Consider the following 13,823-nt stretch of genomic DNA (forward strand, 5'->3'; position numbering starts at 1 on the left):
CTTTATTTAAAACTCTGTGGTTAAATTATCTACTTCATCAATATTTTCGTTGGATTGTTTTTTTAACCCTGTTTCATCTTCAACTATTGAGCTTTCACTTGAATCATCTTCAAGGGAGTCTTGCGGTATACTTTTGCGCTGATTTGTTTTTTCATCATATTCAACGACACCTATTTTTTCTTGTTCAAGCTCCTCTTCGTGAGTGAGCTCAACCCGTTCAATTTTATTAAATCGAGATGATATTTTGCGCGCCGAAGTATGGACCTGCTCGACATCTTTGCTAACTTGTCCAATATGCTTGGACAAACTATCCATTCTTGTTTGAAAACGAGAAAAGTCTTTTCCAAGTGCAGACAGATGCTCTTTAATAATATGTACTTGTTTACGAGTTTGCTCGTCTTTAATCACAGTGGACGCTGTAGTCAAAATCGCCATGAGTGTTGTTGGAGAAACTAACCAAACTTTACGTTGATAAGCCAGCTCAACCAATTCAGGATAATGACCATGAATTTCAGCAAAAACACTTTCTGCAGGAATAAACATTACAGCACCATCGGAAGTTTCCGGAGGTAATACGTATTTATCACCGATATCATTAATATGCTTCTTAATATCACGTGCAAATTGTCTTGAAGCCTGTTTTCGGTCTACATCTGCAACCGAGATATCCATCATTATTTTATAACTTTCTAGTGGAAACTTTGCGTCGATTGCAATCTTTCCAGTAGGCTCAGGTAACACTAAAACACAATCGGCGATCTTGTCATTAGATAGTTTTTGCTGCATATTGTAATGAGTCTCCGGCATAATATTACTCACCAGAGATTGCAGTTGAACTTCTCCAAAAGCACCACGAGATCTTTTGTCATTGAGGATTTCTTGGAGACTGACGACATTGCTGGACAACTCAGTGATTTTTTTCTGCGCATCGTCAATTAATGCCAATCGTTTTAATACATCATTAAATGTCTTGGTTGTTTTATCAAAACCTTCATTCAATCGTTTTTCTACTTGGCCGCTAATTTCTTTTAATCGGTTATCAGTGCTATCGGTTAGGCCGGTAATACTTTTGTTGATCGACTCATTTTGCAATTTCAGACTTCGATCAAGATCACTCCGCAATTCACTAATCCCTTTGCGAATATTATCAACAATTGCGTCGCGGGTAAGAGATTGATGTTGCTCTAGTGTCTGACTAATTTTTTCACCAAACTGGTTAACTGTTGCTGAAAGTTTATGCTGACCATCAGCAAGAGATTGTGATGAACTACGTTGTAGTTTTTCAAATCTCTCCACCATTTGAGTTTTAAACTCATGCACGGTATTCGTTAATACTAACCCGGTATCTGAAAATCTCTTTTCAAGTTCGATCCTTAACTCGCTAATGGAGGATAATTGTCTCTCACGATCCTGGAGAATCGTATTAAATAGTTGCTGCTGGTCTCTTGATAACTTGTCGTCAAGATTTTTTTGAGAGTCGGTAAGCGTCTGTTGCAAATTAACAAATGCATCACTGGTTTTCTGCCAAAGCTCTTGTTGCTGACTTTGATAACTACGAATCACTAGAGCGACCAATAAAATCAGACTAACACCAGCAAACGCTAACAACAGCAGTATCGCAGTTGTTTGCGTTAATCCAATATTCATAAGTGCTGTCTCAATCAATTCAGTCCGCCCAGTTAAAATAAGTTGATAACTAACTTGAATTCAGGATAAAAACAGCCATCTTGCTTAACTTATTGCAGTCCTTTAACAAATAAAGCACAGTTGTTTTTTATCACTAACTCAGATTAGCTATCATATCACCACTCTTTAGAAAAACCTCTAGAATATTGTCTCCAATACTCGTCTTTTCATCTTTAGCGCTTATTGATTAACGTGTTAGTACTGGCTTTAGCGACAGGCTGGCAAGAAGAGAATAGCTGAAGAAATTCAATACCTGGTGAAAAACTAACCACTTAAATCCAACTAACCTGTTTCACCAAACAGAAAAAACTGAAGTTAGTTTTTTAAACTGGAGTCATTTAACCTGAAGTCATTAATTTGTGTTGAAAATAACTCCTGACACTTTCGAATAACCTCAATGAATTTTAACCAACCATTGTCGAATCAATTCACAAGACCAGCCAACTTTCATAATCACGCCCCTGTGATGGTTATGAAAAAGTGTTTCAGATATTCCCAATCGGGAGCCAACCCAGCGACGATAATATTTCTTGTGGAGAAAAAGTCCGGGTAAGACACCAGCTAAAATGCTGACAAGGCATTTAAACGCTACTCAGCTTGAACAGGTTAGTGTCAGATATCGAATTGAAAAGTTAAAATAACAAGATTTAATATTAAGTAATATGCAACCAGGCACAATCGTTTAAGCAATCTCAAGCCAGCAGTCACCACGCGTCCTTGTGCAACTAACTTGCCTTGTGCGCCATTATGTTCCTATTCCATTAAATCTATCAATAGTAAGACCCATAGGCACAAAACTTATCAATAATAAGCGCTACCCGACAGCATCTTACAATGTTAATTTGAATATGGCTGAATTCAGACCAAAGATTTGATAGCACTAACTTCAATGAGTTGATTATCAGCGTTTCCATAAAGCCGGCACTATAGTTCTATATTTCGATCATGAACTTAAGTACTTTCGCCATCGTTTAGATCCTTCTAAACCTAGATGCCTCTATACCTAGATGCCGCTAAACCTAGATCCTTCTAAACCGCTATTTACGCCACCACTATTTCTATCAAAACCTTAAGGACTAATATATCAGTCGTCATTCTAAAAAACACTATTCAATAGATCATCCATTCCTTAGCAACCGTCCTTAATCGCCCAAACATAGGATTCGTCCATAAACATTTAAATTGCACTAAATACGACTCAATTTGCTTAAATTGCTCATAATTACTTGCTAATACACACCTAAATCGAAGTTATCTCTCTCGCATCTAATCTTAACCGCACATGGTTTTATAACAGATTTCTTATAAAAGTTTCTTTATCACGTAAATCAGTGAAAAAGCTGCAACAGTATAAGAATCCAAACTTCAAAAACAATGTTATTCAAAAAAGAGCGTTTAAAGACAGCAATATTTCAGACAGTATCAAAATCAGAAATACTGTCAGAAGTCATCTTCAACAGATTAAATACTAGCAAAACAACCACTACTTGATCAAGTAGTATTTATCGAAAAATTTTATGCCTAGAGATCCATTGCCCGTCCGGTTATGGTTAAACGGACTTTACGTCGGTCTTTGCCACTTCGGCGATCATAACCCGAACGCATATCGGGCACAGTAATAGCACGTCCTGACAGCTGACGCCGGTCATTTCCGGTTCGACGGTCGCCACCGCCTCTTACTCGCTTACGCGAAGACCAAGTCACTTCTTCTTCCAAAAGATCTGAGCTCAAATCATCAGCCGCCATGGTTTGTTTCAGTTAGTGAGTGGTAACTAAAGTATAGTTTCTTTCGAACAAATCGCGATTAAAAATAAATTGCCAGAACAGAAAAATCTAAAAAACTCACTGCTTCAGCAAAATATTTAAAATTGCTTAATTTCCGTCTAATTGCTCAGAATTTAGTTAAAATTTGTGCCAAACTAAGAAGTGCTGTTAGCGCTGCAATTAGGTACAAAAAACCAACATTTAGTTCCAAATATTTAAATAAGATAATCAATAATGTAGATATCTAATTATCAGTGATTAACCAGTCAATTTTACGGGTAATCAAAATATTCCAGGGCCTGCAACCCTCTAAAATCTCGAATAGTCGAATTTCATCGCCCTGCTCTAGTATCGAGGAAACTGAGATATTGTCAATAGAAGAAGAAAATAGGTGCCTGAAAAATACCTTAAAACAACTGATTGAGAGTGCAAATCATAACCAACAAACCCAAGAACGATTTTATGCGTTAGAACTCTATTTTTTAGAATCTCGTTCTTATCAGACGTTGATAGAACGAATTCTTGTTGACCTGAAATGCAAGCTCAAACTGGCGCAAGTTGAGTTGTTTTTAATTGATCGTGACGGTGAAACACAACTGCTGATTTCTGAAATATATGGCAAGCTCGACTACGATAACCTGTTTTACATCGAAAATGTCCAGCCGCTGAAGCTGATATATAATGATTCGATAGCGTTAACATTGTCTCAGAAGCAATCGCTTATTAATTCGTTGTTTGAAAAGAAGGCATCAATTAGTCAAAGTGTCGCGCTGATCCCACTTTATCGCGGACAACAAATTATCGGCAGCCTCCACCTCGGTAGCAGCGATCACTCTCGATTTCACCCTGACCTTGCCAGTAACTTTCTCCAACATTTGGGTTCAATTATTAGTGTTTGTATCGAAAACTCACTCAATCAGGAAAGATATAAACATTTGAGTCTGGTTGATTTGCTCACCAGAGCAAAAAATAGACGTTACTTTTTCCAGGCCTTGGCGAAAGAAATAGCCCGCTCCAGTCGTTCTCAATCCCCAATATCTTGCCTGTTTCTGGATATTGACCACTTTAAACGAATTAATGATAGCCGTGGTCATCTAGTAGGAGACAGGGCTTTGCGCGAGATAGCCAAACACATTCAGCCTTTACTCCGTCAATCAGATATTCTCGCCCGATTCGGTGGAGAAGAATTTACCGTGCTGTTACCAAACACCGCGCTTGAACAAGCGCTGGAAATTGCAGAAAGAATACGGAAAAAAGTCGCCGATATCGAAATACTGGACGACTCAGGGAAAATCTTCCGTGTCACAACCTCAATCGGCGCTAGTAGCTGGAAACCTGATAAACAAATGCCAAGCAATCCCGCGTCCATTCAAAACTACTTGATTAACCAGGCCGACAAAGCGGTATACCAGGCAAAACAAACCGGTAGAAATCAGGTTTGCTCAATATCAGGTTAAATCCATCAGTTGATAAATGGCTTCTGAATCAGCATTCACCGGCGAAAGCTCTGACTTACCTTGCCAACCAGAATAATCTCTTCTGGGTTTATCAACACAACGGGTAACATAATCTTTACGCATCTCATCAAAATGCGCGGCAAGATATGGAGCATCCACGCTTAACAAACGTTTGCTATCTCTTTCAATATCATAGAATTGAAGTAGATTTTCCTGCGGACTTTCTGAGCAAATCTCGAATAAGTTTTTTTCTGGATACAAGTCCGCCTCATCAACCTCAACCGGCAGATTAAATTGCCGACAAAATGCGCGATAGACCATATAGCTACCCCGCAATTTCCCTTCTAATGTATGCCCTGCAATATGAGGCGTTGCCAGTAAACATAAATTGGCAAGTTCATGATCAATATCAGGTTCACATTCAAATACATCGAGAATAACCGAAGCAGCATTTTGCGCTCTTAAGTAAGTCAGTAAATCGACATTATTAATGACTTCGCCGCGGGCAGAGTTTATGAGTAACTGATCTTTTTTTAACCGGTTAAGCACTTCGCCATCAACCAGATGGAGAGTTTTATCTTCACCCACTTTTGTAATGGGGACGTGCAACGTCACCACATCACATCGCAATATTTCATCAAAACTCTTTAGCTTGTGAGCACTTTCAATCTGTACTTGTGATTTTTGCGTTTGGCTTTGCATCTTTTTCTGCAAAGGCGGATCACATAACAAGTAATCTACTCCCAGAATTTCGAGACACCGGGCCAATTCCGAACCGACATTTCCCGCGCCGACAATACCAACTTTGATTTCATCAAATTGTTTATCATTTCGTTTTAACCAAAAAGCAATAGCACTAATAACATACTGCGCCACAGCCGCCGCATTACACCCAGCAGCATTTGCCCACGCAATTCCTTTTGATTCCAACCAGGGGATATCGAGGTGGTCGATGCCGATTGTCGCAGTGCCTACAAATTGGACGTTTGAATTGGCTAACAAAGATTGATCGACAGATGTAATTGAGCGGCATAAAAGTGCGTCTGCATGTCGCACATCTTGCGCAGTAATTTCTCTCCCGGCACGATAGGTGATATCAGCAACTGAACCAAACAGTTTCTCAATATGCGGCATATTTTCATCCGCGACAATTTTAAATGGCTTCGACAAAATATTTAAACTCATGCCCAAATTTAGTTAGACAGTATTGTAACGGAATCTCACCAGTTCTTAATCTCTTTATATTAAGAATTTCTAGTACCTGTTTCTAAAATTAAAAATGACTTTATGATAAACTGCCGCAAAAACCTGGGCCGGCAACTTCTTTGATAGATACAACATCACTCGCATTGTTCATTCCAACATTTATGCTGGTATCAGCTACACCTGGCATGTGCATGACCTTAGCATTAACTTTGGGCATGACTATTGGTGTACGTAAAACATTCTGGATGATGTGGGGAGAGATTTTGGGCGTCGCCCTGGTATCCATTCTTGCGGTTATCGGAGTCGCTAGCATTATGCTCAACTACCCGCTCGCATTTAGCATCTTAAAATATGCAGGTGGTGGATACTTGATATATTTGGGCATTCAGATGTGGCGCTCGAAAGGCAAGCTGGTTATCACCCTCGAAGATTCTCACGCCAATATTGCCGGTAGCAAGCTAGCGCTACAAGGATTTATCACAGCGATCGCCAACCCTAAGGGTTGGGCATTTACCATTTCTTTACTGCCTCCCTTTATCAATCCAGAGTTACCGGTAGGTCCCCAATTAGTAATATTGGTACTTATCATCATGGCAAGTGAGTTTTTATTTATGACCGTTTACGCCTCAGGTGGAAAAACACTGCGAAAAATGCTCGAACAACGCGGCAATGTACAAACGATTAACAGAATATCCGGCACCTTGATTATTGGCATAGGGATCTGGTTGGCGCTTGGCTAACTGATTACAGTCGATTACAATTAGCTGTCTTTGGCCAACCGAGCCGATAAATTAACAAGAGAATACCGAATGAGTGACAAACTAGCAGGATACTATGAGAATATTCTATCTGAACTAGGCGAAGATCTGGAAAGGGATGGGCTTAAAGATACGCCACAGCGAGCGGCCAAAGCAATGCAGTTTTTAACTCGCGGCTACCACCAAAATCTGGAAGAAGTCGTTAATGGTGCAATTTTTGAGTCAGACAATGATGAAATGGTCATTGTTAAAGACATCGAACTTTACTCATTATGTGAACATCACCTTTTGCCATTTATTGGTAAATGTCATGTTGCTTATCTGCCAACCGGTAAAGTTATCGGCCTGTCAAAAATTGCACGTATTGTCGATATGTTCGGCCGTCGTCTGCAAATCCAGGAAAACATGACCAAACAAATTGCCGAAGCCATTATGGAAGTTACTGAAGCATCAGGTGTTGGCGTAATTATCGAAGCCAAACATATGTGCATGATGATGCGCGGCGTCGAAAAACAAAACTCAGTCATGTCAACTTCTGTTATGCTCGGCGCTTTCCGATCTAAACCAGCTACTCGTGCAGAGTTTTTAACACTGGTTAAGTAATTTTAGTCAATTGATTTTTACGCCATGTCGAGTGCTCATTTAAAGAAGTTTGCCAGTATTAAACCGGCAGATATCGAGTGGCGTAATAACCTTCCCTATAGTCGAGAGTTTGATGATATTTATTTTTCGTCAGAAGATGGCCTCGCGGAATCGACCTATGTTTTTATCGAAGGCAATCAACTCGAAAATGATTGGCTTACATTAGATCAAAAGCAATTCTTCCTGGCTGAGCTCGGCTTTGGCAGTGGGCTCAACTTTTTGATCACAGCCAATCTTTGGCAAGAAAAAATTAATGCGCACCCAGAACTAAAATCAAAACATCTGCATTACATTTCTATCGAAAAGCACCCGCTACTATTAAGTGACTTTCGACGGGCCTGTGAACACTGGCCCCAATTTTCTAAAATATCCGAACAACTGATTGAGGATTACCCTTCTCAAACTTATGGTCGTCACCAACTTAAATTTGAGAAAATCAATCTGACTTTAACACTTCTCTATATGCCCGTCGAAGAAGCATTAAATGATTTGCTTCAAGAGTCAGAATATCAACAAAATAAGCTAAAGTTCGATCACTGGTTTCTCGATGGATTTGCACCTGCCAAAAATGAAAGCATGTGGGGAGATAAACTTTGTCAAAGTATCGCAAAGCTTTCAAGAGTTGGAACACGATTGGCTACTTTTAGCGTTGCCGCTTCAGTAAAAAAACCGTTGCAAAATGCAGGGTTCGAAATTAAAAAACGTAAAGGTTTTGGGCGTAAACGTGAGATGTTAACCGCTCAATTAAAACAGCGGCCTGATAATTTAAACCAATCAAAATTTATCAATATTAAGTTTGAGAAACCCTGGTTTCATTACTCGCAAAGTGATGCTTCGAATAAAGTCGCCATTATCGGTGGTGGGTTAGCCGGATGCGCAACAGCCTACAGCCTTTCAAGTAAAGGATATTCCGTCGACTTATATGAATCGAATAACGATTTAGCAATGGGCGCGTCAGGCGCTGCCGCAGGAATATTTCATCCCCAGCTTACCGGCGATATGAATATAAACAGTCAATTTAACTGGTTAGCTTACCTTTACTTACTAAGATTTATTTCCAGATTAACTGAAAGCGAAAAAGAGCAAGTTATATTAAGCCACGGGATTACTCGATTTCTAGCGAATGAAACTATCAAAAAACAATTACTCTTATTAGCTGATTCTATTGGTATACAGGATTGGGTTAAAAAAGATGAAAAATATTCAGACAGCAACGCTGTGAGTTTTCCTCACGGCGCAGCGCTCGACATATCGAATTTTTGTCAGTTGCTTTTCGATAAAATACCTGTTCATAAAAAGAAACTGCTTACTAACAACAAAGTGACCGGACTTAATTGGAATGGGAACAATTGGACTATTCAGTCTGCCAAAATGAATGACAAATATTCACATGTTGTTTTGTGTACTGGTGCAAAGAATCACCTACTCGATCAATCGACAGTGGATTCAACCAATACAACTCGCGGTCAAACCTGCTATCTCAGCCATCAACCATTAACCGAACACATTAATCATGTACTTTGTGAGCAAGTTTACCTGGTGCCTCATCAAAATGGCGATTTTCATATTGGCACCACCTTTGAGGATTTTCATGATGACGACCTCAATCTCCACAGCCAACATGACATACTCAACAAAACCTCAGCATTTTTGAATGAACTTTCAATTCCTTTTTTGTCAACAAATGAAATAAATACAAAAAAGTTAGCTGGTACCGTTGGTTACCGGTTACATTCCTTAGATCGATTACCGATTATTGGCGGAGCGACTGATCATGCAAAGCTCAGCAAGGACTTTGAAAAATTAGGTCAAAAAAGAATTGCCAGAGATAATATCAGTTGTTACAACAATCCCGGACTTTGGCTAAATACTGCTTATGGTTCACATGGACTGCTTTATTCTCTTCTTGGCAGCGAATATTTGGCAAGTTTAATCAATAATGATATTTCTCCAGTTGGTTCACAACTTGGTTGGGCGATTCATCCCGCCAGATTTTTTGTTAATTCTCTCAAACGCTCTCAATCTTCTAATGCACGTGATTAGATGTTGAGCTAGCTAAAAATAAATTCAAAAAAACGCTCAATATCGTCCAAGTTTGTCCAAATTGCAGCAAAAGTAATCATTAATAATAAAGTTGTAGCGGAAGTATTAAGTGCTTTTGCGAAAGCAACTAAGTTTCGCGAAACCAATTGAAAAAAATTTAGTTTTTTCACTTTATCCATTCATTTATCCCTACTAATTCCCTGACTTTAACTTTCTCAAAGCAATGAGAGCCAGCTAATAGCCGGCTCTCACTTTCCGAAAATAAACTAAGTTTGATATTACTTCTGATAACTAGCCTTTTTATGAAACTCAGCGAGATCTTTTATTTCGGTTTCACCTTCAAGTTTTGCAAAAGATTTATCTTTAAATTTGCTGCCGCGCAATTGAATCGATAAACGTGATGCATTCTTGTCACCAACAGTTTCATGATAAAACGCTTTTATATCGTCTAATGTCACTTTTTCTACTTCAGCGATTAGATTTTTTCGCGTATCAAAATCCCAATTTTCATCGTACCAATCGTTGAGTATTGGTGCTTGTTCTTCGCTTAAGTTCTTAGGTTTTTCTTTTAGTGAAATCAAAACGCTATTTTTCAACTTTGAAAACTCTTCTGGCGTGATCGCATTTAGCTTTTCAACATATTCCTTCTTAAATGCGTCAAAACGCTGTTGCATTTCTTCGACATTTTTTACTGGTGTTTGAATAGCGAAACCTAACGCTGCATAGTCTTTTATCTTTGGCGCAATTGCAGTAACAGCATAAGCCAATTGTTCTTCTGTACGAAGTTTATCAAATGTCACTGTTCGGAGGTGATCACGCAATACCATGCCACGAGCTTCTTGCTTAACGCTCGGTTCAGGGTGAACATGCAAATCATAAACTGCCACGTCGGCAACATCTAAATCTCTTTTCAATGAAACAGTCTGGCCTTTTTTCGGCGCTAATACACGGGTTCTCACATAATCTGTCACTTTTCGATTTTCAGGCATTGCCTTATCAATTTGAGAAACATAGTAGTCAACGTCTTTTTTGTCATAATTACCAAATGCAAAAACTCGAATCTGATTGTTCGCCATCACTTTTTCCATAAAGTGCGTTAAATCTTCAGGCTTAAGCTTTTTCGCCGCTGCAACCAGAGCTTTATTACTGTAACCAGAACTAGAAATAACGTCATTGAAACTATCAAATAGTTGATAAATAGGAAATTGCTTTTCCTGGTTTTTCACGCCTCGGATGTAACGATCAACCGCTTGTTTAAACCCCGTTTGATCAACTTTAAAAGTGATTGCTTTTAAACCTTTTTCTAACAGAAGTGGCTGTTTGTCGGTAAAACCACTAACAGATAACTCCAAACCGTTAGTGGAGTACATATTAAGATTCATACCGGCAATTGATGCTTCAGTGGCCAATGCACTTTGTTTTAAGTTATATAAATCTGACCAGAGGTCAAAAAGAATCTGCCCTTGAATGGACTTTTCTCTTTCAGGGCTATTGATAAAGACTCTTAGAACGCCTTTCGGCTGAGAACTAAATGCCTGAGAAGGATATTGCCATACTGTAATACCTTTCTTGTCGTAAGCTACAACAGGTTTTTCCTGTTTATTGGATGCATCAGTTTTAATATCGAAACCTTCCGGTAACATGGTATTAACTTTAGGTAACTCCAGCGCATATTTAGTTGGCTTTTTCCATGACGCAATCTCCTTTTTATCGATGTCGACAATTTTGTACTTCCCATCGTAGAAGTGCATTTCTTTGTCGTGTGGTTCGTTTTTGCTAACGTACCAAATACGTAATGTAGTTGGTGATAACTGCTTAAGCGTATTGTTAACTGATTTTTCGTCAAACTGCTCATAGGTATAAGGCGCGCTGATAACATCTCTTACCGGGTAAGACTGCATTTCATCAGCAAGATTAGAAACATATCCAAAAGCGTTACCTTTTTCTAAAAACCTAAACCGGTTGTTTAAAGAAGTTTTTATTTCGTTAAAGTATTTACTATCTACACCTTCTTTTTTTATTTTTTCAATGTAGCTCATGACTACGCGAGTTATCTCCTCACGCGCTTTCAATCCAGCATCAGTTAATTCAATATCAATTGAAAGCCTTCCATAGTTACCGTATAAATCAGGCGCTGCATTGGAACTCAAGCTTGAAATTAATCCAGCCTTTTTTAATACGTAAGCTGGTGTACCTGGCATTTCGCTACCCAGCAAATAGCCAATAAATCGATTCGGCTTGGTTTTATATTCTTGCTGATTATTTTTAATAGTGAAGTCTAGAATCAGGTTTTTAACATCTTGATTAGGGACGTAATGGATTCGTTTTCCACCGACTTTGTCGAAATCTAACTTGGCGGTCACGACAGGTTTGTCGATCTTTTTATTTTTAATACTTGAGAAGTGTTTTTTAGCCAACTTTTTCATTTCTTTAATTGGCTGGTTGCTCACCATGGCAACTTTCATCACGTTAGCCGAATAATATTGGTTATAAAATTCGACAGTCTGTGGGTGCAACTTTGCGTTTTCTTTGTCACTTAAAGTTTCCAGATTTCCAATCAAAAAACGATTGGCAGGATGCTCGCCCATCATTGAACGATTCAATTTGTACATACCAAAAAAGTCCATTTCTCGTCGCATGGACCACTCAGCGTTAACCGCATTTTTTTCTTTATCTGTGTATTCAGGATATAGCTTCGGTGCCTTGAAAAAATCTGAAAAACGATCAAGCGCATCATCATACGCGTCATTGTTAATTTCAAACATGTAATTCGTGATATCTAACCAGGTATAAGCATTCGAAGAACCGCCATTTTTCGACATAAAATCGTTGTAGCCGTTTGTATCAGGAAAACGATCGGTTCCCAGGAATAACATATGTTCCAAGTAATGTGCCATTCCTTGTTGAGTCATCGGGTCATGAAGCAAACCGACACCGACGCTTAACGCAGCAGCAGATTTATCAACAGTCGGGTCTGAGACCAATAACGCAGTAATCCCATTTTCCAGGTTAATCGTTGCATAATCACGTTTATCATTAGGGCTAACAACCACTGTCTGGCTGCTATCTTTAGTTTTAGCCGCGACGGTAATACCGCTACCTGCAGTAAAAATCACTGCCGCAGATAAAACGCTTAAGGTTAATCGCTTCATATTTTTTCCGTTATCATTGATTTAGTTGGACTTAATAAATTGGTTCAGTTGAAACTGACCAGCAATACTTAACTGGCGCAATACAGGCAAGTTAGTGCAGACGGACTATTATAGGGACTCTTATCGATGAGGTTGGCTTGAAATTGTTTCGATTTGTGAAAATTAGTGGTTTCTCAGGCGGTAATATTAACAATTAACCTTACCGCACATAATTCACTCTTTTATCTTTATTTACCCTTTTATCTTTTTATACTCTATTTGACGGGACTCTAATCAACAGGACTTTAATCGACTGACTACCCTTTCTTAACAAATTCAAGGGCTGCCGCCGATTTAGATGGGTTAACCGGTTCCAGTTTGTTGACTACACGCTTAATAGCGGAACTCAGCGACCAAACTTCAGCGCTTGCCACAGGATCAGTCCATTCATAGACACTACAACCCTCTGCAAAGGAATCCATATACGCGACTCGAAAGGTGAGCTGATTTTTGAGTGCCGTGAGCTTAGAATCCTTCGCAACCGATGAAATCACTTCTTCAGAAGAACGAACCCTGCGACGTACTCGATTCCAGCATATTTTGGTTTTCATCGACTTATTAAACTTTTCAGCTTTGTGAATCAGCTCTTCAAACGTGTTAAACGACCAGATCTCTACTGATGAAGGCGCTAAGGGTACTAAAACCAGGTTAGAAACCAACATCATCGCTCTGACGGTGGCATTCACGTGAGGTGCCCCATCAATCAGAATGTAATCGTAGGTTTCCTTGCTTTTGTCAATTAAACTATTGAGCTGAGCCGGCGTCGCGGCTTGTTCGAGCACTAGACCAGTGTCTTCATAGAGATCTGAGCGAACTTTAAACCAGGCGCTAAGCGAGTGCTGAGGAGGGTCACAATCGACCATTAATACTTTTGAGGACTGAGAAAAGGTGACAGCAAGATTAGCACACATGGTACTTTTGCCTACCCCGCCCTTTGCCTGAGCAACAGATATGATTTTTGCCGTCATAAACCTATACCCACAATCGTCAATGATTTAAATCGTTATTTTTTCTATCTGACTGATAATTTAGGAGTTTTTGACTAATAAAGCAAATTTTTAATCACTCAATTTTAT

10 protein-coding genes are annotated in these 13,823 nt (G+C 39.2%); 4 read left to right on the forward strand and 6 right to left on the reverse strand.

What is annotated here, in order from left to right; translation table 11 throughout:
- Nucleotides 1-6: 6 nt before the first annotated feature.
- Nucleotides 7-1,665 carry a DNA recombination protein RmuC gene (locus tag FLL46_RS21135; protein ID WP_246119370.1) on the reverse strand — a complete coding sequence of 553 codons (1,659 nt, stop codon included), beginning with the start codon at nucleotides 1,663-1,665 and terminating at the stop codon, nucleotides 7-9.
- Between the two features lie 1,542 nt (nucleotides 1,666-3,207).
- Nucleotides 3,208-3,432, reverse strand: coding sequence for a hypothetical protein (locus FLL46_RS21140; RefSeq protein ID WP_142933435.1), 225 nt, complete (start codon nucleotides 3,430-3,432; stop codon nucleotides 3,208-3,210).
- A gap of 386 nt (nucleotides 3,433-3,818) precedes the next feature.
- On the opposite strand from FLL46_RS21140, the gene FLL46_RS21145 reads away from it, so the two are divergent.
- Entirely contained in the window at nucleotides 3,819-4,907 is a 1,089-nt protein-coding gene (locus FLL46_RS21145; RefSeq protein WP_168204270.1) for a DUF484 family protein, read from the forward strand.
- On the opposite strand, the gene FLL46_RS21150 is transcribed toward FLL46_RS21145, so the two are convergent.
- Complete coding sequence (locus FLL46_RS21150) at nucleotides 4,899-6,077, reverse strand: 4-phosphoerythronate dehydrogenase (protein WP_168204271.1); 1,179 nt, start codon at nucleotides 6,075-6,077, stop codon at nucleotides 4,899-4,901. The genes FLL46_RS21145 and FLL46_RS21150 overlap by 9 nt on opposite strands.
- Nucleotides 6,078-6,304: 227 nt before the next feature.
- Here FLL46_RS21150 and FLL46_RS21155 point away from each other — a divergent pair, with 227 nt between their 5' ends.
- The 3 genes from FLL46_RS21155 (at nucleotide 6,305) to mnmC1 (ending at nucleotide 9,556) form a co-directional block, all read left to right on the forward strand.
- Nucleotides 6,305-6,853: a LysE family translocator gene (locus FLL46_RS21155; RefSeq protein ID WP_246119371.1), complete on the forward strand. Its 549-nt coding sequence runs from the start codon at nucleotides 6,305-6,307 to the stop codon at nucleotides 6,851-6,853.
- A 69-nt stretch (nucleotides 6,854-6,922) separates the two neighbouring features.
- Entirely contained in the window at nucleotides 6,923-7,474 is a 552-nt protein-coding gene (gene folE / locus FLL46_RS21160; protein ID WP_142933442.1) for a GTP cyclohydrolase I FolE, read from the forward strand.
- Between the two features lie 24 nt (nucleotides 7,475-7,498).
- Complete coding sequence (gene mnmC1, locus FLL46_RS21165) at nucleotides 7,499-9,556, forward strand: FAD-dependent 5-carboxymethylaminomethyl-2-thiouridine(34) oxidoreductase MnmC1 (protein ID WP_142933445.1); 2,058 nt, start codon at nucleotides 7,499-7,501, stop codon at nucleotides 9,554-9,556.
- Nucleotides 9,557-9,564: 8 nt separating this feature from the next.
- On the opposite strand, the gene FLL46_RS27145 is transcribed toward mnmC1, so the two are convergent.
- The 3 genes from FLL46_RS27145 to FLL46_RS21175 all read right to left on the reverse strand — a co-directional run bounded on the left by FLL46_RS27145 (nucleotide 9,565) and on the right by FLL46_RS21175 (nucleotide 13,715).
- Nucleotides 9,565-9,735, reverse strand: a complete 171-nt coding sequence (locus tag FLL46_RS27145; protein WP_168204272.1) for a hypothetical protein — start codon at nucleotides 9,733-9,735, stop codon at nucleotides 9,565-9,567.
- A gap of 99 nt (nucleotides 9,736-9,834) precedes the next feature.
- Nucleotides 9,835-12,708, reverse strand: coding sequence for an insulinase family protein (locus tag FLL46_RS21170; protein WP_142933447.1), 2,874 nt, complete (start codon nucleotides 12,706-12,708; stop codon nucleotides 9,835-9,837).
- A 296-nt stretch (nucleotides 12,709-13,004) separates the two neighbouring features.
- Nucleotides 13,005-13,715 (reverse strand): ParA family protein, encoded by a 711-nt coding sequence (locus FLL46_RS21175; protein ID WP_142933449.1) that lies wholly within the window; start codon nucleotides 13,713-13,715, stop codon nucleotides 13,005-13,007.
- Between the last annotated feature and the right edge of the window lie 108 nt (nucleotides 13,716-13,823).

This window comes from Aliikangiella coralliicola (genome assembly GCF_007004725.1).
Lineage (GTDB): Bacteria > Pseudomonadota > Gammaproteobacteria > Enterobacterales > Kangiellaceae > Aliikangiella > Aliikangiella coralliicola.

What these genes read in the sequence shown, in the direction of transcription:
- FLL46_RS21140 (WP_142933435.1), bottom strand. Translation starts at nt 3,432, where the DNA reads ATGGCGGCTGATGATTTGAGCTCAGATCTTTTGGAAGAAGAAGTGACT.
- folE (WP_142933442.1), top strand. Translation starts at nt 6,923, where the DNA reads ATGAGTGACAAACTAGCAGGATACTATGAGAATATTCTATCTGAACTA.
- mnmC1 (WP_142933445.1), top strand. Translation starts at nt 7,499, where the DNA reads ATGTCGAGTGCTCATTTAAAGAAGTTTGCCAGTATTAAACCGGCAGAT.
- FLL46_RS21155 (WP_246119371.1), top strand. Translation starts at nt 6,305, where the DNA reads ATGACCTTAGCATTAACTTTGGGCATGACTATTGGTGTACGTAAAACA.
- FLL46_RS21175 (WP_142933449.1), bottom strand. Translation starts at nt 13,715, where the DNA reads ATGACGGCAAAAATCATATCTGTTGCTCAGGCAAAGGGCGGGGTAGGC.
- FLL46_RS21170 (WP_142933447.1), bottom strand. Translation starts at nt 12,708, where the DNA reads ATGAAGCGATTAACCTTAAGCGTTTTATCTGCGGCAGTGATTTTTACT.
- FLL46_RS27145 (WP_168204272.1), bottom strand. Translation starts at nt 9,735, where the DNA reads ATGGATAAAGTGAAAAAACTAAATTTTTTTCAATTGGTTTCGCGAAAC.